This is a genomic window from Escherichia sp. E10V5 (genome assembly GCF_004212315.1).
Taxonomy (GTDB): domain Bacteria; phylum Pseudomonadota; class Gammaproteobacteria; order Enterobacterales; family Enterobacteriaceae; genus Escherichia.
Genome location: NZ_RHJM01000030.1, coordinates 51,293 through 72,220, shown reverse-complemented (window position 1 = coordinate 72,220; position 20,928 = coordinate 51,293). Strand labels below are relative to the sequence as shown.

Below are 20,928 nucleotides of genomic sequence, written 5' to 3'. Positions count from 1 at the left end.
CTGGATCAAGAGATAGGCAGTCGGACGGGCGGATCAGTTAACTGAATCGATCCATTGCACACTGTCGGCGGTGAGCGTAAAGGGGGTAGGGGTGCAGATTGCCAGGCTTAAATTGTCGAGCTGGCAATGGCTAACTGACAGCGATGACTGATAGGTGCTGTCTACGCTGACGATTTGCCAGGCGCTGCCACCACGCTGTTTAACGATGGCTTCTTTGCGCGTCCAGATGCGCCAGAACATTTCCAGTTGCTGATCAGGATGCACGGCGTCCATCTCAGCATGTTCCCCGAGGCTGAACACGGCGTTCGCCAGCCAGCGCCAGTTGGCGCGCGGGCGAATCACTTCGATATCGCAGCCGACTTCGCCTTCATCGCTCAACAGCAGGGCGATATCGTCACCGCTATGGCTTAAGTTGAACCATAGCGGCGTTTCCGGCGCGAATGCAGGTTTGCCTTGTTCGCCATAGATGATCTCCGGTAGCGGGGAAAGCGTGTGCGAAAGCAATGCACGCCCCGCCAGCCAGCGTTCGCGTCGTGGACCTTGCGGTGCTTGATCGTGTAAAGCCGGTGGCAGTGGAGCTGCGCTTAAGGTCGAAACTTTCCCCAGAACTATCCGATACATATCAGGGCCAACGTTTAATGATGATGGATGTATTAATGCCGCCAAAGGCAAAGTTGTTACTCTGCAAAAACTCACAATCAACCTTGCGGGCTTCATGCATGATGTAATCCAGCGCGCCACAATTCGGGTCTGGTTTATTCAGGTTTAGCGTAGGAGCAAACCAGCCTTCGCGCATCATTTGCAGACTCATCCAGGCTTCGAGCGCGCCACAGGCACCAAGCGTATGACCAAAATAACTTTTCAGCGAGGAGAGCGGCACATTATCACCGTAAATGGTTGTTGTCGCCAGACTTTCTGCCATATCACCACGATCGGTCGCCGTGCCATGCGCTGAAATATAGCCGATATCTTGTGCGCTTAACCCGGCGATTTTCAGCGATTGCTCCATACAATACTGCATGGTCTCACGCTGTGGCTGGGTGATATGCGCGGCGTCGCAGTTAGTCGCAAAGCCGACGATTTCACCGTAAATGGTCGCGCCGCGCGCTTTGGCGTGCTCCAGTTCTTCGAGGATGAGCGTCCCTGCGCCTTCACCAATCACCAGCCCGTCGCGGTTTTCATCGAACGGTGAAGGTGTGGTTTTCGGCGCATCATTGTGCTGGCTGGTGGCGAAAAGCGTATCAAATACCGCTGCTTCTGAAGGACATAACTCTTCGGCACCACCAGCAACCATCACCGTTTGATAACCGTGGCGAATGGCTTCCCACGCATAACCGATCGCCTGGCTGCCGGAGGTACAGGCGCTGGAGGTTGGGATCACCCGCCCGCGCAGGCCGAAAAAGAGGCCAGTATTAACGGCGGTGGTGTGCGGCATCATCTGCACATAGGTGGTGCCAGTGATGTTATTGGTGTGCTTTTCCGTCAGCATGGTGGCAAATTCGCTCACCGGACCGGTACTGCCGGTCGATGAACCGTACGCAATGCCCGTTTCGCCGCTGGTTAATATCGGATCGCCAATCAACCCTGCCTGCTCTAACGCCAGCTCGCTGGCGCGGGTCGACATTTGCGACACGCGGCCCATCGCACGGATACGCTTGCGGGTGTAGTGCTCCGGCAGCGTGAAATCATCAATAGGCGCGCCAAGCAGGGTGTGCAGGCCATCGTAGACCTGCCACTCCGGCATTTTGCGCACTGCGTTCTCATACGCCAGCAGACGTGCGGAAACGTCCTGCCAGTTTTCACCAAAGGCAGTCACGCCGCCCATTCCTGTAATCACTACGCGACGTGTCATAACATCCCTCCGTTGATGGAAATAACCTGGCGGGTGACGTAACCCGCAATATCAGACATTAAATAGCTGGCAAGCCCGGCAACGTCTTCCGCCTGGCCCATGCGTTTCATGGGGATCATCGACATTGCCTCTTTCAGGGCGCTCTCTTCCATTTCGATCATCCCGGTATCAATAAGTCCCGGCGCGATGCAGTTGACGGTGATTTTGCGCTTCGCGAGTTCGATAGCCAGTGCTTTTGTTGCGCCGATAATTCCGGCTTTGGCAGCGCTGTAATTCACCTGGCCGCGATTGCCCATTACGCCGGAAACCGAGGACAGCGTGATGATGCGCCCACCCTGGCGTGCGCCGATCATCGGCATAATGCACGGCTGAATGACGTTGTAGAAACTGTCGAGATTGGTGTGGATCACTGCATCCCAGTCGTCATCGCTTAAAGCCGGAAAAGCGGCGTCGCGGGCGATCCCGGCGTTACTGACTACGCCGTACCAGGCGCCGTGTTGCGCGATCTCGTGCTCCAGCACTTCCCGACACTGTTCGCGGTTTGCGACGTCGAAACTGAGCAAACGCCCGTTACCACCGTTGGCGACAATGGCATTCAGCGTTTCCTGAGCGCCTGCGGCGTCACGATGATAGTGAACGCCAATGTTAAAGCCGTCTGCCGCCAGTTGGCAGGCGATGGCGCGACCAATGCCTTTGCTGGCACCAGTAACCAGAACTGAACGACTCATCAGGACGCTCCTTGTTGAAACAGGGTGGTAAGTTCTTCCGCGGTCGGCTGGAAGGTGTTAATGCGGCCCGTCGCCTCGCCGTCGTTGATGCTGCACTCAAAACTGCCGAAGCGATCGTCTTGCATCAGCAGTTTGACGGTAATGGTCAGCGTCTGGCCTGCGGGCAGAATGCCAGTGGTGCAAAGCAATTCACGCGCGCCCAGTACCATCCCTAACTCAATACTGTTTTTGCCCTGCTGGTGGCGATGCCAGCCAGACCAGACGCCGACGGTTTGCGCCATCAGTTCAAGGGCAAACCAGCCAGGGAGATTGCCGTCCGGGTCGAGAAACGGTGCCAGTACGCCACTGGGCGAGACTGTTACGCGGCAGACCGCGCTGTCATCGCTGACGCTCACCACTTCTTCCAGCAGTAACATGGGCGCGTCGTGGGGCAGATAAGCGCCGGGGGATAAATAGTGGCTCACGAAACCCTCCCGAGCAGAATGCTGGCGTTATTGCCACCAAAGGCGAAGGAATTGGACAGGATCACTGGACGTGCCAGCGGCTGCGGTTTTTCGATAATGCCACACGGTGGCAGCGTGGGATCGCGCGGCGACAGGCTGAAGTCCTGAGCGGGCAGCGGCAAATCACGCTGTAAGATCAACATGCTGATTGCTGCCTCGGTAATGCCCGCCGCGCCCAGCGTGTGTCCGGTCAAATGTTTGGTGGAACTGCAAGGTACGCGTTCGCCAAACAGGGCGTTAACCACCATCGATTCAATCTGGTCGTTGAGTTGTGTGGCGGTACCGTGCAGGTTGATATAGCCGACGTCATCTGGCGTAAGCTGCGCATCAGCCAGCGCCTGATTAATAGCGCGGATCGCCCCTTCGCCCTGCGGATGCGGGGCCGAAATATGGTAAGCGTCGCTTGATTCACCAACGCCCAGCAACGCGATGGGCTGCGGTTCGCGGGTTAATAACATCAGCCCCGCCCCTTCGCCAATGGTAATACCCGCGCGGTCACGACCAAACGGCTGACATAAGGTTGGCGAGAGCGATTCGAGGCTGTGAAAACCGTTAATCGGCATTCGGCTCAGGGTATCTGCGCCACCCACAATGGTGGCATCGACCAGCCCCGCTTCGATAAGTCTGCGCCCGCTGATCATCGCTCTGGCACTGGAGGAGCAGGCGGTTGAAAGGGTATAGGCCGGGCCGTCGAGCGCCAGCCAGTGGCTGAGAAAACGCGACGGATCGCCGAGTTCCTGTTGTGCATAGTGCCACGTGGTGCTCGGCTGTCCGTTGGTGCGCAGCTTAACGTGCGTGTCGCCTTCATGCAGGCCGGAGGTGCTGGTGCCAAGCACAATCGCGATGCGCTCGCGGCCATATTTCGCGATAGCGTCATCAACCTGCGGCTGGATCTGCGCCAGCGCCGCCAGCAGGATCTGATTGTTGCGCGAGCGGTGCGCAGCGAATTTTTCCGGGATAAGCGGAAGCTCGCCATCCACGCCAGCCAGGACTGCCTGCGGATGCCCCTGCAACCAGCCTGCGCGTGGGCGCATTCCGGGAGCGGCACCGCGAGTCAGGTTGGTCGCGATTTCGTCAAGGTTATTTCCCAGGGCGTTGATCATGCCGACGGCGGAAATATAAATCATATCAGTCACCTAAGTATTGAATGGTGATGTGGTATTTAAAGACATGCTGCTCAATGCTGATTGGCACGCGTTTGCCCTTGCGATTCAGATAGGTGATTTCCGTGACCAGTTTGCCGCTGGCGTTACGTAGCTCGCGTTTGTCGCCGTTGTCGCGAAGCGTCCAGCCAGTGGGAAGTTGCGGCTGCCAGGCGCTAATCGGCCAGTGGCTGAGCATTACGTCAGCCAGTACCTGACTTGCGGGCGGTAACTGTGGGACGACGATGGATTGCTCGGCGCGTAGCCCTTGCGCATCGTAGGTCACCAGAAACAGGCGAATGCCGACCGACGACAGCCCGGCAAGGGTGATTTTCTGGTCGTCGGCGTTAAGCATCACTAGCAGCGACTGGGTTTTGCCGTTGAAGCTTCCGGTCAATAGTTGTTGGGAATTGACGGCGGGTGAAATCCCCGGCGCAGGCAGCGTGATGCGTGTGCCAGGTTGCAGCCACGCTTGCGGGCGGCCTTCCTGTTCCGGTTGCGAGTGGCTACAGCCGGTGAGGATAAGCGTAGCGGTCAGGGCGAACGCTCGCCAGAAGGTAGGTTTGATCATTTTTTTGTTCTCTTTTTATCGGGCATAGCCAGCGGCGAAAGCAGGAAGGCAGTGAAAATACCGCTCACCAGCACAATGCCAAAACTGCTGATGGCCTGGGTGGTGCTGAATACCAGCATACCCAGCGTCAGCAAGGTGGTGAGCATTGCCAGCGTGATCGCCAGTAGTGAAGTTAACGGTGTACCGCGCGGATTACTGAAAAACAGCGTGTAGTTGATGCCGATGCCAAGCACCAGCACCAGCGCCAGTAGCGAAAAGAGATTCACCGCCTGCCCGCTCATCGCCAGCACCGCCAGACCGCAGCCCAGCGAAAGTACCGAAGGCACCAGGCTGATAAGCCCTTTGCGCCAGCCGAGGCGGGCCACCGCGCCGCAGGCAATTACTGCCAGCGCCACCAGCAACAAACCGGTTAACACATAACGGTAAAGTGCGAACAATTCATCAAAGGTGTTTTTGCGATCAACCCAGGCAATGCCACAAGGGTAATATGTGGAGATTTCCTGTAGCGCCGCGCTATTTTTAACCCCTTCAACTGGCACCAGCACGCCGCTTGCGCCGTTTTCCAGCGTCAGCCACAGCAGACGCCAGCCTTCACTGGCGGGGCTTGCCAGCCATTCATCGACCTTCACCGGCATGGCGTTGAGATCCGGATTCACTGCCGTCAGCCCGGCATTTTGCAGTGCTTTTGTTACCGTCGGGGCCGCCGTTTTCAGCAGGTGTAAATCTTCCTCCTGCCGCGCCAGGGAGTTCAGCGGAATGGTGCGGTAGTTGCTGATAAGGCCGTCTTTTTTCGCCTTCTCCAGCGAAGCGGTAAATTTCTCCAGCCGTCTTAATGTTTGCTGTGGGGAGTCGCCGTAAACCACAAACCATTTTTGATCGACGCTTTGTCCGGTCAGGGCGGTAATGGCTTTTTCCTGCGCCAGAATATGCTGCGGCAGCGCCTGTAACTGCGAGATATCGTCATCGACGCGCAGCATTGACATCCCCGCCAGCGAAAACAGCGCCAGCGCGACGGGCAGACCCCGCGACAATTTTTTATTACGCCGCCACGCTGCCAGCCAGCGCAGCATCAGCGCCATCGCCGGAACCGGACGCACCGGCAGGCCACGGCACAGCCACGGATGCCAGAACAGGACGGTCAGACAAGAGGCGCTCAACCCGACGGCGGCAAAAATCGCCATCTGGCGAATGCCGGGGAAGGGGGCGAGCATCATAATCAGATACGCCGCCACGGTGGTGAGCAGCGCCAGCAGCAGGGCATTGCGCACTTTCGCCAGGCTTTGCCACGGCGAAACGTCGTTGCCGTGCACCATCCGCTCGGTGAGGTAATAGAGCGTGTAGTCAGCGGAAATGCCGATAACGCTCATACTCATCACCAGCGTCATCAGGTGTAATTCACCGAAAATCAACAAGGTGGCGACCGTTCCCGCCAGCGCGCCGATGCCGATGGAAATCACGCAAAGCAGCAACGGACGTAGAGAGCGGAACACCGCCACAATCAGCAATATCACCCCGAGCAGCGTTGCCACGCCCAGGGTGGAGATATCTTGCTTCGCCTGTTGGCTGGCGTAATCGCTGTAAAACACCGTGCCGCGCGAGAGCAGCTGCGCCTGCGGGTAACGTGTTTTCAGATCTTTTTCCAGCGTATTCAGGGTCGTGATGAGCTTGTGGGTTTGCTGCATATCAAACGACGATCCCGCCAGTTCTCCGTGCAGCAGATACCAGTAGTTGCCCTGGGGATCCTGCGTCACCAGCCAGCCGTCCATCAGTCGTAAACGCTGGCCGTTTTTCGCCATCGCCAGCTGCGAGCCGCGCATTAACATCAGCGGATCGTTTTGCAGCTCCTTGCCGCTTACCCCGGAGAACGCAGAATAAAGCTGGGAGAGGATCCACTGCGCCTGCGCTTCGCCGCCGTTTTGCAGGCGGGCGCGGGTGTCGGGGTCCATCAGGCCGTTGCGGTGCTGCCAGAAAAATGCTCCCCACGCCTGCTGGCTGGCGGCATCCATTGGCCCTTTAACGTCGCCGAGCGCAGCGGATTTTTGCAGCAGCGTCAGCCACTCCTGAGCCACCCTGGGATTAGCCTCTTTACCGGGGCTGACCAGCCACACCAGTTGGCGGTCCAGACGCTGCATAAAGCCGTCATTCAGCGCAGGGGGAATATCGCCCATCGCCTGTTTGGGTAACATAGCCAGCACGCTACTGTTCAGCCGTGATTGCGGCAGCAGGATCAGCAACGCCGCCGCCATGACCAGGCAGACGATCCCCCATAACAGCGCGGGGCGTTTACTGGGCGGCAAAACGTTGGCGTTCGTCATCGGTCAGTTGCGCTGGCGTCAGTTGATGTTGGGTAAGAGCGATATCGGTGCGATCGCCCTGTTTATCATTAAGCTGAATGCTCTCCAGATAGGTTTGCCCGGCGAGATCGATGGTGTTGAAAATTTTATCCAGCGGCGTGGTGGTTGGGGTCAGGCGCAGCGTCCAGCGGCCTTCGCCTTTGTCAGCAAATTCGACGCGGAAGTTTTGTTCCAGCACTTTGCGATCGGCCTGGAACAGCGCGCGCAGCAGGTGGTTAAACTGGAACATCTGCGGGTTATTTTCTGCCGTGATGATTTGCGGCGGCTGACCGTTGATCACCTGCACCATGCGTTTATCGTCCAGCAATAGCTGCATGGAGAACGGTGAGGTTTGATCCCACAATAACCCATGGTCGCGGGCGATCAACATCTGGCCCTGCGATCTCAGCGGCTGCGGCAGATCTTTAATCGTCCGAGTTTGATCGAAATGGGCGCGGATCACCGGCTGTTCGGTAAAGCGTTGCTGAAGATCGTCCAGGGTCAGGGCGCTCACAAACGGGCTAATCAGCATCGCCAGCAGCGGCAAAAATTTCATGGTTTGACTCCCATGCGTTCAAACAGAATATCGGGGCTGACAAAGCACAGTTCGCGGCTTTTCTCGTCGACCGCGACCTGAATGGTGTATCCGGTGGTGGCGCGTTTACCCGTTTCGGCATCGAAAATCTGATAGGCAATCCGCAGACGGTTTTCGAACTCTTCGATATGCGCACGCACGCGGATGCGCTGCTCAAAGGTGAGGGCGTGGCGATATTTCACCCGCGCATCGACCACTGGCCACAAATAACCTGACTCTTTCATCTGCCGATAGCCGTAATTGAACTGGTTGAGCAGCGCCTCGCGGGCCACTTCAAAGTAGCGAAAATAGTTACCGTGCCAGGCCACGCCCATCATATCGACGTCGTGAAAGGGAATGGTCAGCTCGACTTCAGCGGTAAATCGGGGATCGTTAAGCACCCTTTACTCCTTGTCATGGACTTCCGGCAGTTGCCAGAAATCGAAAAAATTAAACCAGTCGAGGGGCGACTGGAGCGCGAAATGTTCCAGACGCGCGGCGTAGTGGTCGATAGCGTTTTGCAGCGCCTGCTGGCGTTCGCCACGCGGCAGCTGCAGTGGGTCGGCAAAGGTTTCGCAGTGAATATGCAGCTTGCCGTGCTGGCGCAGGGCGAAAATCAGATTCACCGGGCAGCGCAAAATGGACGCGAGAATAAACGGCCCCTGTGGGAAAGGTGCAGGCTGACCCATAAACGGACTCCAGCAGACGCGCCAGTCGCCGCCGCGTTGCGGGTTGACGGCGATGCGGTCACCGACAATCGCCACCCATTCGCCGTTATCCAGCTTCTCTTTCAGCAGGATGGCGGTTTCCGGGCCGATATCTGTTACCGGGAGCAGGTTAATGCCTGCCTGAGGAGCCATCTCCTGCATTATCTGTTTAAAGCGTTGGGCATTTTCGCTAAACACCAGCGCGTTAATGGTTTTGTAGCCCTGAATTTTTGCCAGCGCCCGGCACACTTCCACATCGCCAAGATGCGAGGCCAGCAGCAATTTGCCGCGCGGATCGCTGACGTTAAGCGCCGCTTCTGCGCCTGGCGCAAACAGCACATCGCGCCCCAGTTGCAGCTCGCCGCGCCAACTGGCGATTTTGTCGAGCATGGCGTTGCCGAAACGTAAAAAGTGCTGGTAGCTGTTGAGTTTTGCTGCCTGTGGTTGATGCTGGCGCACACGGGCGAGCCAGTCTTGCGATGCTTTACGCGCACGGGAGGCGGTGAGCCAGTAGACGCCCACCACCGGGTAAAGCAGCGCGCTAAACGCCGTTCTTCCCAGCAGACGCCAGACCAGCAGCATCAGGCGCATTCCCCATAATCCTTTCACTTCACTCTGCCGCGCCCAGTGGCTGGAAGAGCGGCGCATTAACAGCGAAGGAATACGCGGCAACATGCCGAAAAACAGACGCGTGTGCATGAGCGAGATGCGGACGTTATCTTTCAGGGCATCAAAATGCGAAAGCCCGTCCAGCGGATAGGTGACGCGGGTCGGCACGAAATAACTGGTATTTCCCTGCCAGTAGAGGCGCACCATCACTTCGGTGTCGAAATCCATCCGCTTGCCGATGGTGGCGTGTTTTGCCAGTTGCAGCGTTGGCGCAACCGGATAAACGCGAAAGCCGCACATGCTGTCTTTCAGTTGCAGGGAGAGCGTTTCGATCCATACCCAGACGTGGGTGACCCAGCGCCCGTACAGCCGTGAGCGGGGGATGGAGTCATCGTAAATCGGCTGGCCGGAGATCAGCGCCGCAGGGTGCTGTTCGGCAAGTGCCAGCAGTTTGGGGATATCTTCAATCGCGTGTTGACCGTCAGCATCCACCTGCACCGCATGGCTGAACCCCGCGTCTGCCGCCGCCTGTAAGCCGCGCATCACCGCCGCGCCTTTGCCTGCGTTTTCTGCCTGGCGAATTAAGGTCACGCCAGGCTGTTCGCTAACCAGCTTATCCAGTTGCTGTTGCGTGGCGGCATCGCTGCCGTCATCCACCACAATACAGGGCAGATTAAATGGCTTAAGACGCGCCAGCACGCCCGGCATCATTGCGCCGTGGTTGTAGCAGGGGATCAACACGCAGGGAGAAAAGTTTACCGACATAGGCGGATCTTCCCGCTACTGGCGGTGTGGCGGGCGTCACCGTCGTGACGCTGATAGCTAAAGCTCAGAATCTGGCGATCTTCCTGCCAGTTAAGCGTGAGGGTGACGTGGTTATCCGGCAGTAAAGGCGCCTGGAATTTTATGTTCTGAATGGAGTGAAAACGCCAGCCGGGCGCGAGCAGGGCAAGCGCGTAGCTCATCGCCCAGTCGATTTGCGCCACGCCGGGGAGTAATGGTTGCACGGCAAAATGACCGCGAAACCAGAACAGATCTGCCCTGAGATGCAAAACAATCTCAAGGTGATTCGCTTGTGCCTGATGGCGCTCGATTTCATGGGGCTTCATGAAATAACTCCTGTAATTGCGCATAGACACGCTTGTTCATACTGTTTACTGGCATTTCATCAATAACGCGCCAGTAACGCGGAATGGCAACTGGCTCCAGCGTCGGGCGCAGTAATCGCCGCCAGGTCATTTCCTGGCTATGCCCGCCACCGTTCTGCCATTGCAGATGAGCTTCGTCATCCAGCACCAGCAAAACGCCAATGCACTGACGCCCGCCGCGCGTAACGGGAACTGCCGCCACCTCGCGAATATCGTCCAGCGCCAGCAGACGCTGTTCCACTTCCTGCAGAGAAATACGTTTTTCTTCAATCTTAACGATGCGCCCACGACGCCCCATCAGATGAAACTGACCGTCTTCAGTAAACTGCAAGATATCGTCGAGTAACAGGCCGTTATCTTCCGTCATCAGCGGTGAAAAGAGGCGAAAAGAATCACCTTCTGCCTGGAACTGCATACCTGGGAAAGGCAGCCAGCGGCGTTGCTCCTGTTCGCGGTAACGCCAGGCGATGACGCCGGTTTCCGTGCTGCCGTAGATTTCATCAGGCCAGACGCGCAGCCAGCTCGCGGTGTGTTGTACGTCCTGCCACGGCAGCTCACCGCCAGCAGAGAGAAGCACCTGAACAGGCGGCGGGGATAGCTGAGCATCCAGACGCTTCAAAAATGCCGGGCTGCTGATGAAGATATAGCGATGCTGATGACTCAACGCGGCAAACTGTTCGACATACCAGAGCATGGCGGCATGCAGGGGTAATCCCAGCGCCATTGGCAAGAAAATGCGAAAAGTCAGGCCGTACAAATGCTGCGGCAATACGGAACCGACCACCCGACAACCCGCCAGACGTGCGCCTAATCGTTCAGCCAGCAGTTCTGCTTCACGGTCCAGCAAATGAACAGGTTTAATCACCCGCTTCGGCTGTCCCGTGGAACCAGAGGTAAATAGCTCGATATAAGCGTCTGGCGCTATAGCAGCAAAGGTGAATGATTGTGGCGCGACTTGTGGGGAACTTGCTACCAACAGCAATGAACCTTGCCAGTTAAGTTCGCTGTCGCTAAGCACACCATCGAACAGTTCACGTTGCTCATTAAGCTGGATGACGCGGTTATGCCCCGGAAGCACCGGCGTTTTTCCGGCGTGTAGCGTGGCGAGCAGGGCAACGATAAACAGATAGCTGTTCTCAAAGCATAGCGCCCAGCGTTTCCCGGGCTGTTGCTGTAAACGGCAGATAAGTTGCGCGACATCGTGACGCAAATCGCCCAGCGTCCAGGTGCTTTCGTCCAGCCACGCAATGGGCGTGTCATCAGGGCGTGGCGCAGTCAGCCAGCGTGCAAGCGGTAAGGTCTGCTTCATGAGCGATCTCTTTTCATCACCTGACGGCGCACCAGCCATTCACCAGCCATTAATGTTCCCATCAACAAATAAGCGATCATGCCGTTCCAGGCAGTCCATAACGACATATCGCCATGCAGCGCGGTAAAGAGGGCAATTCCGCCGTTGATGATGAAAAAGCCGCACCAGATTTGCGTGACGTGGCGGGTATAGCGCACGCCCTTTTCTGGAAGGTCTGGCTCCTGCAAACGCGCCAACCGCTCAACTATCGGCATTGCCGACCACAGCGAACCGCCAAAAACCGCCAGCATTACCGCATTAACCACTACCGGGTAAAACAGCAGTAGCTGGTGCGTTTTCAACAGAAAGCTGGCGACACACAAGGCGATGCCCACGACAGCGACGATTTGTGTGACGACCTGGAGCGGCCCCGCCTGGCGACGGGTCTGGCGCAGGCGCAACAAAAGCAGCAGCGCCATCAGCGGCAACAGCCAATGCAGGCCGTTATGTGCCAAACCAAGCCAAATCACGAACGGCCAGGCGAGCAGCAATAATCCAGTCAGCAGCTTAATAATCGGTAGCGAGCGAATGCCCGACATCAGATCAGGCTTCTTGTAGCAGGCGTTCTACGGCCTCTACGACATCCTGGACTGTACGCACTGCTTTAAACTCTTCCGGCTTGATTTTCTTACCGGTTTTCTTTTGCAGGTGCACAATCATGTCAACGGCGTCGATGCTGTCCAGTTCCAGATCTTCGTACAGGCGCGCTTCAGGTTTGATGTCCTGCGGATCGATTTCAAACAGCTTGACCAGCAGGGCTGAGACTTCCTGATAGACGGTTTGTTGTTCTGTCATGATGGCTTTCCTCAGGCGCGTTGCGCAGCAATGAAAGAGGCCAGAGTGGCGACGGAGAAAAAGTGCTGACGCATCTCTTCACTTTCCGCGGAAAGTACAACGCCATATTCATTTTTCACTGCCAGCCCCAGTTCCAGGGCATCGATGGAATCCAGCCCTAAACCGTCGCCGAACAGCGGCGCATCGGTATCGATATCATCAGGAGTCAACTCGTCCAGATTGAGGGTGCTGATGATGAGATTTTTAATTTCCAGATAAAGCGCTTGCATTATTTATTCCTGAGAGAGGTAAACAACCTTGTTGTAATTGAAGCAAAAGATGCTGGTTTAACCGCCTTGCTGCCAGCGCCGGTTCTTGTGAAGTTGCATCGTAAAATTTATTGATTTCTACCCGCCCACGGACTTCAACCGTAAAAAACGGCCTGGCAGGCGGAACGTCATACCATTTACTTTGTTTATCCAGCAGATGCTCGCTACAGCCGATCGTCACGATGCGTAAATCGCTGGCACAGCGCACGGCAATATTCGCTGCCCCGCGCTGCAACGTCATTTTTTCACCAGGCTTCGTTCGCGTGCCTTCGGGGAAAATCAAGATAGTGTCGCCCTGTGCCAGTCGCTGTTGGCAACGGGGTAAGAGGGTTTCAGCTTCGCTGTTGATTAAATAATCTGCCGCCCGCACGACGCCGCCAAGAAAAGGATTTTTTAACAGCGCGCTTTTCACCAGGCAGTCAGTTTCTGGCATGACTGACGCCAGCAGTACGTAATCGATCAGCGTGGGATGATTGGCTACGACGAGGCAACCGCGTTCCTGACGTAAAATTTCAGCCCCATCAATCCGATAATCCAGCACGCCAAGCCCTTTTGCGACTGTTAAAAACAGACGAAAACTGGCGGCAATGCTGCGGCGCGCCACACGACGGCGGCGGGAAGTATCCCACACCAAAACTAACAATACGTTAAACCACACCACAGAGAGCAGTAGTCCGCCGAGGCCAAACAGGGCAAAACACAACCCGGTCATAACCAATCGCCATGCCCACTCCAGGCGCGACATCAGCTTACGCATCTGCGGCTCCAGCGCCATTGCACGCGCTCGCCAGGCAGTGAAAATTTATTAGCGTTTTGTAAATAGTGCTGTAAAAACAACATGCTTTGCGGCAGTGATGTTTCATTGCCCGCAATGGCTGGCTGTGTTTCACATTGCCAGTCATCGCCAGCTTCAATCACCAGCGCGACGGCGTACGGCCAGGTCGGCATTTCTGCTGGCAGTTGTGGGTGATAGAACTCAGGCAGAAAGCCATCAAAATCGACCATCAACACGCGCTGGTATCCCGCTTGTAACAGGCTAAGCACTTCACATAAACCTTGCTGGAAACTGTCGCGACCAGCCGAAAGCGATGACGAAACGATCGGTTGTTTGGCCGCAATGGTCAGGTTACCCACGGAAGAGTTGTGTACGGAGAGCGCGAAGTCTGTCGGAGAGAGTGCCTGTTCGGTTGCCAGTGCATGAACAATGCGGTAATTGCGTTCCAGTTCGCCATGACGACTGGTATACAAAACGGCGTCTATTTGATGGCGGCGTAGCATTGCCAGACCGCACTCCACGGCCAGTTTACTGCCAGAACTGAGACGGCGGGCGGTCATCATTGGCAATTCGCATAATTTTGCCAACGGTGCAGCAGGGTCAACCGCCCACGGCTGGCGCGACCATGCTTGCCATTGCTGGGCTTCGCTGAGTCCAGGCGCCAGTGCCTTCCAGTCGGTAATATTTAATGTAAATTTCATCAACGCGCGCCCGCGGTAAACCAAAATTATTAAGTGACGATTATTTCTTTTGGCATATCAATAATGTATGCCCAACGCCTAAATTATCGTGGCGCTCTGCTACCTGAAATCCTGCTTTATTCAGATAGTCGTAAAATTTCTCTGCGCTATAGAAACGGCTGTTACCGTTTGCCATGCAGGTGAAATAAAGTGAGGAGGCATTCAGGCTAAACGATGCCGCTTCAAACCGCTGCGCATCCCAGAACAACTCCATAATGCAAAGTTTTGCCCCGGGCTTCATTACGCTGGCAACTTTGCTGAGTATGCTAATTATTTGTTCGGGTGAAAAACAGTCTAAAAATTGACTCATCCACCAGATATCAGCCTCGCCCGGTAACGGCGCATCGCTTAGCATATCCACAGCATGGAAATCTATACGATCAGAAAAGCCTGCATTCGCGATATTTTCTTTGGCGAGCACGATTTGTTGTGGCAGATCTAATAACGTAACGGTGATGTTTTCGTTGTATTTACAGCAGCGCAAAGCCCACTTACCGGTATTGCCGCCTACATCGTACAAGGTTGTGGGGTTGTTGGCGAATACATAAGGCAGTGCGGCGTTAAATGCGCCATCTGAATAGTAATGATCAAACGCGAACCAGCTTTCACGGGCGGCGTCAGGTAATTGTGAAAGTGCCGGATATATCGTCGGCCAGTCGCCAAATACTTTTAACCCGGAAGGTTTGCCTTCATTGAGTGAATCGGCGAGGAAGAATAGCCCCTGATAACAGACATCCTGGGTGAAATCCATATTCACGCGCGTCATGGTGTCATGCAGGAGGTAATGACCGATTTTCGCCAGGTAATAAATTCCCTCTTTGCAGGTAATAATTCGCCCGCTTAAGCCCATATCTAACAGAACGCTGGCAGCATATTCGTTGATATGACTATTTTCGGTGATATCAGCCAGCGTTGCGCCATGTTTGCCTTGCCGATCCAGATAAGAAAGTACACCCGCATTACGCAGGCAGAGAGCTGTTTGAAAAAGCATGGGGGCAAAGGCAATGCGTTGAGCTTCGGTAATCGCATCCAGTGCGCTAAGAGAATCCTGTTCGTACATGTTGGGCACAACCTGTTAAGAGGGAATTAAATTATTATCGGACCGAAGCGGCCCGACTTTAGGGGAAATTACAAATCTGCGCCAGCCGACAAATTCAGTTGAATATCTTTGTCGAGATTGCGGACCCAGCGATTATAGTTTTTATGAATTTGTCCGCCTGATGCTTGCAGGTTCTGACTATTTTCATAATTGATATCGTAGCTGGATGCCGTGTAGTTAATGCGAATTTCTGCTGAATGATCGCGTGACTGTTGACGTGCTTTAATTACACCTTGTCCGGCTTCGGACATAATCCATTTGCGTTCAACGCCGGCTTTCAGAATCGCTTTTTTAACTTGATCCTGGGTATGACCGGCGCTGACGGTTGAGTGGACTTGATCAATTGGTGCAGTACGCGCACAACCCGCTAAAGCGCCGACAACAGCAATAGCAGCAAACCATTTCATGTAGTGTTTCATTAAAGCCCCATTAAAGTATTGTTTTTACGAGTAAAGCAGGATTTAACTGTAATTGCTGGTATCACTATTCTTTATTTAGCGAAAAATTTACTTATGAGATAAGTCAGTAAGTGCACATCAGAACAAATCATTTTGAGATGACTAAATTACTGCCAGCGGGGACCAACTATAAGTGAGTGAGAAAAATGAGGCAATAAAAATAACACAATATAATCAGTGCGTTCTCTGGGATGGGAATTTAATGATTATTCGGTGTTTATATATATTTGACTTAAGGAGTGGTTTTTAGAAATTAATTTTCTGAATAATATTGCATCATTTTCTCGAATCAAATGGCCACCGTTAGATAAACGGTGGCCATTGTCTGATCAGGGTGCGCTATTACCCCGGTAACCGACTTTTCGGTCTGCCCGGCCCCAGTAAAATCGCCAGTTTGCTACCGCCTTTAGTGGTTTCCATCCAGATTTTACAGACGCTGGTTAATGGCACCGAAAGTAGCATCCCTACCGGACCGAGCAGCCATCCCCAAACCAACAACGAAAGAAATACCACCATGGTGGACATCCCCAGGCGATGGCCCATCATCCGTGGTTCTAAAATATTGCCGATGACCATATGGACAACTAAAAACAATGCGCCGACCAGAATACATTCGTAAACACCATTAAACAGCAGCACCTGAATCATTGGCGGTACGGCGGAAATTACCGCGCCGATATTGGGGACGTAGTTGAGTAAAAAAGCCAGTACCGCCCACATCAGCGCAAACTGCACGCCCATCAGCGCCAGCCCCAGCCAGACGATAACGCCCGTCCATAAACTTAGCAGCGTTTTTAATGCCAGATAATGCGAAACGCCTTTTAATGCGCGGTGTAATCCGGCGATGTGAATCTGTGGGTTATTCAACGCAAAGCGCATTTTGTAAGGGACGTGGCGTACTTCAAACAACATAAAAACAACGGTCATCACCAGCAGAAGTACGCTCGCCATTGCCCCGGAAAGCCCGGTCATTAAAGCGGTGGTGAAGGTAACCACTTTTTCTGAATCCATCCGCTGCAACATTCGTTCCGGCGACATATGCAAATTAAGAAAAGGCAGCATCTCCTGCAATTTAAAAAGCTTGCGCGTCAGCTCCTTATTAAACTTCGGCAGCATAGAGATGAATTCGTTAAACGATGCCGCCAGCACACCGACCAGCGCAGTAAGCGCAATCAACATCACTACGACCACAATCGTAATGGCAACGGGACGCTGAACTCCGCGACGAATAAACCAGGTCACCAGTGGATTGAGGACGATGGCGAAAAACAGCGCCAGTAACAATTGCACAATGATATCTGCCGCTGCGTGAATACCTGCGAGGATTACTACCAGTGAAGCCAGCTTGAGTAGAATGTGCATGCCCGTTTTATCGGGTTGAGATGTTTCCATTGGGGCTTCCTTATGACTTTTTGTATTAAGTGTAGCGGGAGTCACGCCAGCAATATTCTGATTCTTCTTGCTGATTTACACGCCACCACGTGGTAAAAATGAAACACTGTTGTAAAAATGTGGTGCTTCTCATGCCCGTACCTGTTGCCGAACCGGCGCTTAACGGAATGCGTCTGAATTTGCGCATTGTCTCCATTGTCATGTTTAACTTCGCCAGCTATCTGACCATTGGGTTACCGCTCGCCGTGCTACCGGGCTATGTCCATGATGTGATGGGCTTTAGCGCCTTCTGGGCGGGGTTGGTTATCAGCCTGCAATATTTCGCCACGTTGCTGAGTCGTCCTCATGCCGGGCGTTATGCTGATTTGCTGGGGCCAAAAAAGATTGTCGTCTTCGGTTTGTGCGGCTGCTTTTTGAGCGGGCTGGGTTATCTGGTGGCTGGGTTAACCGCCAGTCTGCCAATTATCAGTCTGTTATTACTTTGCCTGGGGCGCGTGATTCTTGGGATTGGGCAAAGTTTTGCCGGAACGGGGTCGACACTGTGGGGCGTTGGCGTGGTCGGTTCGCTGCATATCGGGCGAGTGATTTCGTGGAATGGCATTGTCACTTACGGAGCGATGGCGATGGGCGCGCCGTTAGGTGTGGTGTTTTATCACTGGGGCGGTTTGCAGGCGTTGGCATTAATCATTATGGGCGTGGCGCTGGTGGCTATTTTGTTGGCAATACCGCGTCCGACGGTGAAAGCCAGTAAAGGCAAACCTCTGCCGTTTCGCGCGGTACTTGGGCGCGTCTGGCTGTACGGTATGGCGCTAGCGTTGGCTTCCGCCGGGTTTGGCGTTATCGCCACCTTTATCACGCTGTTTTATGACGCTAAAGGCTGGGACGGTGCGGCCTTCGCGCTGACGTTGTTTAGCTGTGCGTTTGTTGGAACGCGATTGTTATTCCCTAACGGCATAAACCGCATTGGTGGCTTAAACGTGGCGATGCTCTGCTTTAGCGTTGAGATAATCGGCCTACTGCTGGTTGGCGTGGCGACTATGCCGTGGATGGCGAAAATCGGCGTCTTACTGGCGGGGGCGGGCTTTTCGCTGGTGTTCCCGGCATTGGGCGTAGTGGCGGTCAAAGCGGTGCCGCAGCAGAATCAGGGGGCGGCGCTGGCAACCTACACCGTATTTATGGATTTATCGCTTGGCGTGACCGGACCACTGGCAGGGCTGGTGATGAGTTGGGCGGGCGTACCGGTGATTTATCTGGCGGCGGCGGGGCTGGTCGCAATCGCGTTATTGCTGACGTGGCGATTAAAAAAACGGCCTCCGGTGGAAGCACCTGAGGCCGTTTCGTCATCTTAAAACTTACTGAATAACCAGCGTGTTAATGATGTTTTCTGCGGTGGTCTGCGCTTTTTGCTGATCGTCAGCAGGCAGTGTGATTTGCATTGTCAGCAGTTGGTTGCCCACGTTACCCAGAATGACGGAAGAGTACGCCGTCTGGCCTTTAGCAGAGATAACGCTGTCTAACTGCTGCATTTTGTGACCTTTCAGCTCAATGGCTTTGTTGGTCACCACTTGCAGCTGTGGATCGCGGCTACGTTGCTGATCTTCCAGACGCTTCGCCAGCACAGCCAGGTCTTCTTTCGGATCATCGCCCATAATAACAATCACCGCTTTCTGCCCGGTGGCGTCGGACCAGACGTGCATGTTATTGGCCTGTGTTCCCAGCTTACCGCTCTGGTCGGTCATATCCGCTGGCAGCGAGAAGCTTAACTTGCCATCAAGCAGGTTGACGGGATTCGCGGTAGCGTTACTTTCCGCGACTGTACCTTCCGCTGTAGCGTTAGTGTCTTTATCATCACAGGCCGCAAGCCCCATAACCAGCAGGCCAATTCCGACATATTTAACCAGATTGCGCATTGACATCTTCCTTTCGATAAACGGCCATAACGGCTCATTCATCCATCTTATCACAAGTCTGATAACGAACCTTTAACTGGCCTGCAAAGCGTTGATTTCGGATTTATCTGCCAGTCTTTTCAATAGCATATTGAGTAATACGCCATACATTGGCAGGAAAAAAACGATGCTGATTAACACTTTGAAACAGTAATCAACCAGCGCGATTTCCATCCAGTGTTCGGCCATAAAGGCATCCGGACTACGCCAGAAAGCAATGAAGAAGAAGGCCAGTGTGTCACTGACGTTACCGAACAGTGTGGACGCCGTCGGTGCCAGCCACCAGCGGCGATTCTGGCGCAGGCGGTTAAATACATGCACGTCGAGGATCTGCCCCAGTGCGTAGGCCATAAAACTGGCGGCAGCGATACGGGCGACAAACAGGTTGAAGTGGGCGAGAGCGCCGAATCCCTGCCATGAACCCATATAGAACAGCGACGAGATGACATAGGAGATCAATAACGCAGGGATCATCACCGCAAAGATGATACGACGGGCCAGCGGTGCGCCAAAAATACGCACGGTCAGGTCGGTAGCAAGAAAAATAAACGGAAAGCTAAACGCGCCCCAGGTGGTATGAAAACCAAAAATGGAGACAGGAAGCTGAACCAGATAGTTACTGGAGGTGATCACCAGCAGATGAAATAACGATAACCAGAACAACGCCTTATAGCGTTGAGTTTGTGAGGAAACGTTCATATTGTACCTTTTTGATTAGCCATTGGGGTGAGGGAACCCAATACGTACGACACGTCTGTTACCTTAACATAATAACGTGCTTACCCTTTTTTCGAGCCGCCGCATGATACTGCTTTACGTTGACAATGCAATGGTTAATTTTCACGCAATCGTTAACCTGGTTTGCTTACGGACTCACAGAGCGTAAACTAGCGCCGTTTTTTTATGTGATGAGAAGAAAATGACCGATCTCTTTTCCAGCCCTGACCACACACTCGACGCGCTTGGCCTGCGCTGCCCGGAACCGGTGATGATGGTGCGCAAAACCGTGCGCAATATGCAGCCTGGCGAAACGTTGCTGATTATTGCTGATGATCCGGCGACGACTCGCGATATTCCTGGGTTTTGTACCTTTATGGAACACGAACTGGTTGCTAAAGAGACGGATGGCTTGCCTTATCGTTATTTGATTCGCAAATCGGGTTAAGGTGGAGCAGGCTAGCGGACCGATCGCGCTCAATTTTGCGGTTTGCAACGGGTTTGTAGGACGGATAAAACGTTCAAGCAGCATCTGGCGATACGGTGCGCAATGCCTGATGCGACGCTGTCGCGTCTTATCATGCCTACGAGTTCGATGCCTTGTGTAGGCCGGATAAGGCGTTCACGCCGCATCCGGCGGTGGTGCGCAATGCCTGATGCGACGCAGCCGCATCTTATCATGCCTATGAGTTCGATGCCCTGTGTAGGCCGGATAAAGCGTTCAAGCTGCATCTGCGATACGGTGCACAATGCCTGATGCGACGCTGCCGCGTCTTATCATGCCTACGAGTTCGATGCTCTGTGTAGGCCAGATAAGGCGTTCACGCCGCATCCGGCACGCAATAGTAATGGAATGCACAAATGGATTATTTAATTCCAGTTTGTCTGGCATTGCTGGTATTGCTGGCGATGTTCGCCCCCAATTGGCTGATGCCTGTTTTTATCATCATGGGGGGATGGCTGGGGGTACTTGCCTGTGGTTGGCTCTGGTTAATGATTTTTTTACCTTTACTTAGTGGTGTCGGGCTTGCTTATGCCATGTGGTTGATGTTCAAAAGGCCATCATTAGCATCCCGCCTGGTTGCTGCATGCTGTGTTATCTCAGTCATTCTGATGTTAGCGCTATATTACGCTATTCTGACCATGCCGCCGTTCCCGCCTCAGCACTAAGCCTGATAGC

Annotated in this window: 25 protein-coding genes; 3 read left to right on the top strand and 22 right to left on the bottom strand. The window is 54.2% G+C overall.

Annotated features, from left to right (window positions below):
* Window positions 1–33: 33 nt before the first annotated feature.
* The 20 genes from acpT to D9738_RS19795 all read right to left on the bottom strand — a co-directional run bounded on the left by acpT (window position 34) and on the right by D9738_RS19795 (window position 17,082).
* Complete coding sequence (gene acpT / locus D9738_RS19890) at window positions 34–621, bottom strand: 4'-phosphopantetheinyl transferase AcpT (protein WP_130209127.1); 588 nt, start codon at window positions 619–621, stop codon at window positions 34–36.
* A gap of 1 nt (window position 622) precedes the next feature.
* Window positions 623–1,852: a beta-ketoacyl-ACP synthase gene (locus D9738_RS19885; protein ID WP_130260981.1), complete on the bottom strand. Its 1,230-nt coding sequence runs from the start codon at window positions 1,850–1,852 to the stop codon at window positions 623–625.
* Entirely contained in the window at window positions 1,849–2,580 is a 732-nt protein-coding gene (locus D9738_RS19880; protein WP_130260980.1) for a 3-ketoacyl-ACP reductase FabG2, read from the bottom strand. Before D9738_RS19880 ends, D9738_RS19885 begins: the two co-directional genes overlap by 4 nt.
* Window positions 2,580–3,044: a 3-hydroxy-fatty acyl-ACP dehydratase gene (locus tag D9738_RS19875; RefSeq protein ID WP_130209123.1), complete on the bottom strand. Its 465-nt coding sequence runs from the start codon at window positions 3,042–3,044 to the stop codon at window positions 2,580–2,582. Before D9738_RS19875 ends, D9738_RS19880 begins: the two co-directional genes overlap by 1 nt.
* A complete protein-coding gene (locus D9738_RS19870; protein ID WP_130260979.1) occupies window positions 3,041–4,210 on the bottom strand; it encodes a beta-ketoacyl-[acyl-carrier-protein] synthase family protein in 1,170 nt (389 codons plus the stop codon). Before D9738_RS19870 ends, D9738_RS19875 begins: the two co-directional genes overlap by 4 nt.
* 1 nt (window position 4,211) lies before the next feature.
* A complete protein-coding gene (locus D9738_RS19865) occupies window positions 4,212–4,796 on the bottom strand; it encodes a DUF3261 domain-containing protein (RefSeq protein WP_000595149.1) in 585 nt (194 codons plus the stop codon).
* A complete protein-coding gene (locus D9738_RS19860; protein WP_130260978.1) occupies window positions 4,793–7,111 on the bottom strand; it encodes an MMPL family transporter in 2,319 nt (772 codons plus the stop codon). Before D9738_RS19860 ends, D9738_RS19865 begins: the two co-directional genes overlap by 4 nt.
* Window positions 7,080–7,685, bottom strand: coding sequence for an outer membrane lipoprotein carrier protein LolA (locus D9738_RS19855; protein WP_130260977.1), 606 nt, complete (start codon window positions 7,683–7,685; stop codon window positions 7,080–7,082). Before D9738_RS19855 ends, D9738_RS19860 begins: the two co-directional genes overlap by 32 nt.
* Window positions 7,682–8,104 (bottom strand): thioesterase family protein, encoded by a 423-nt coding sequence (locus D9738_RS19850; RefSeq protein ID WP_130260976.1) that lies wholly within the window; start codon window positions 8,102–8,104, stop codon window positions 7,682–7,684. Before D9738_RS19850 ends, D9738_RS19855 begins: the two co-directional genes overlap by 4 nt.
* A 3-nt stretch (window positions 8,105–8,107) precedes the next feature.
* Window positions 8,108–9,784, bottom strand: a complete 1,677-nt coding sequence (locus tag D9738_RS19845; RefSeq protein ID WP_130260975.1) for a glycosyltransferase — start codon at window positions 9,782–9,784, stop codon at window positions 8,108–8,110.
* On the bottom strand, window positions 9,775–10,128 hold the full coding sequence (locus D9738_RS19840; RefSeq protein ID WP_130260974.1) for a beta-hydroxyacyl-ACP dehydratase: 354 nt from the start codon (window positions 10,126–10,128) through the stop codon (window positions 9,775–9,777). The genes D9738_RS19845 and D9738_RS19840 overlap by 10 nt, the downstream gene beginning before the upstream one ends.
* Window positions 10,115–11,476 (bottom strand): acyl-CoA synthetase, encoded by a 1,362-nt coding sequence (locus D9738_RS19835; protein WP_130260973.1) that lies wholly within the window; start codon window positions 11,474–11,476, stop codon window positions 10,115–10,117. Before D9738_RS19835 ends, D9738_RS19840 begins: the two co-directional genes overlap by 14 nt.
* Complete coding sequence (locus tag D9738_RS19830; RefSeq protein ID WP_130260972.1) at window positions 11,473–12,054, bottom strand: hypothetical protein; 582 nt, start codon at window positions 12,052–12,054, stop codon at window positions 11,473–11,475. Before D9738_RS19830 ends, D9738_RS19835 begins: the two co-directional genes overlap by 4 nt.
* Before the next feature lie 4 nt (window positions 12,055–12,058).
* On the bottom strand, window positions 12,059–12,310 hold the full coding sequence (locus D9738_RS19825) for an acyl carrier protein (RefSeq protein ID WP_000139646.1): 252 nt from the start codon (window positions 12,308–12,310) through the stop codon (window positions 12,059–12,061).
* Window positions 12,311–12,321: 11 nt separating this feature from the next.
* Complete coding sequence (locus tag D9738_RS19820) at window positions 12,322–12,579, bottom strand: phosphopantetheine-binding protein (protein ID WP_047643688.1); 258 nt, start codon at window positions 12,577–12,579, stop codon at window positions 12,322–12,324.
* Window positions 12,554–13,375 (bottom strand): lysophospholipid acyltransferase family protein, encoded by an 822-nt coding sequence (locus D9738_RS19815; RefSeq protein WP_130260971.1) that lies wholly within the window; start codon window positions 13,373–13,375, stop codon window positions 12,554–12,556. Before D9738_RS19815 ends, D9738_RS19820 begins: the two co-directional genes overlap by 26 nt.
* The gene (locus tag D9738_RS19810) at window positions 13,363–14,094 is read right to left on the bottom strand and encodes a beta-ketoacyl synthase chain length factor (protein WP_130260970.1); all 732 of its coding nucleotides are present in this window, start codon (window positions 14,092–14,094) and stop codon (window positions 13,363–13,365) included. Before D9738_RS19810 ends, D9738_RS19815 begins: the two co-directional genes overlap by 13 nt.
* Before the next feature lie 40 nt (window positions 14,095–14,134).
* Window positions 14,135–15,193 carry a methyltransferase gene (locus tag D9738_RS19805; protein ID WP_130235625.1) on the bottom strand — a complete coding sequence of 353 codons (1,059 nt, stop codon included), beginning with the start codon at window positions 15,191–15,193 and terminating at the stop codon, window positions 14,135–14,137.
* A 68-nt stretch (window positions 15,194–15,261) separates the two neighbouring features.
* The gene (locus tag D9738_RS19800) at window positions 15,262–15,639 is read right to left on the bottom strand and encodes a hypothetical protein (protein ID WP_130209208.1); all 378 of its coding nucleotides are present in this window, start codon (window positions 15,637–15,639) and stop codon (window positions 15,262–15,264) included.
* Between the two features lie 393 nt (window positions 15,640–16,032).
* Entirely contained in the window at window positions 16,033–17,082 is a 1,050-nt protein-coding gene (locus D9738_RS19795) for an AI-2E family transporter (RefSeq protein WP_130209100.1), read from the bottom strand.
* A 98-nt stretch (window positions 17,083–17,180) separates the two neighbouring features.
* On the opposite strand from D9738_RS19795, the gene D9738_RS19790 reads away from it, so the two are divergent.
* Window positions 17,181–18,431, top strand: coding sequence for an MFS transporter (locus tag D9738_RS19790; RefSeq protein WP_130209098.1), 1,251 nt, complete (start codon window positions 17,181–17,183; stop codon window positions 18,429–18,431).
* Window positions 18,432–18,434: 3 nt separating this feature from the next.
* Here D9738_RS19790 and dcrB read toward each other — a convergent pair whose 3' ends face one another.
* Both dcrB and D9738_RS19780 read right to left on the bottom strand, forming a co-directional pair.
* Window positions 18,435–18,992, bottom strand: a complete 558-nt coding sequence (dcrB, locus tag D9738_RS19785; RefSeq protein ID WP_130209096.1) for a phage sensitivity protein DcrB — start codon at window positions 18,990–18,992, stop codon at window positions 18,435–18,437.
* Window positions 18,993–19,064: 72 nt separating this feature from the next.
* Window positions 19,065–19,730 carry a 7-cyano-7-deazaguanine/7-aminomethyl-7-deazaguanine transporter gene (locus D9738_RS19780; protein ID WP_130209094.1) on the bottom strand — a complete coding sequence of 222 codons (666 nt, stop codon included), beginning with the start codon at window positions 19,728–19,730 and terminating at the stop codon, window positions 19,065–19,067.
* A gap of 220 nt (window positions 19,731–19,950) precedes the next feature.
* Here D9738_RS19780 and tusA point away from each other — a divergent pair, with 220 nt between their 5' ends.
* Window positions 19,951–20,196 (top strand): sulfurtransferase TusA, encoded by a 246-nt coding sequence (gene tusA, locus D9738_RS19775; RefSeq protein ID WP_000130623.1) that lies wholly within the window; start codon window positions 19,951–19,953, stop codon window positions 20,194–20,196.
* 413 nt (window positions 20,197–20,609) lie between these two features.
* A complete protein-coding gene (locus D9738_RS19770) occupies window positions 20,610–20,918 on the top strand; it encodes a hypothetical protein (protein WP_130260969.1) in 309 nt (102 codons plus the stop codon).
* Window positions 20,919–20,928: the final 10 nt, after the last annotated feature.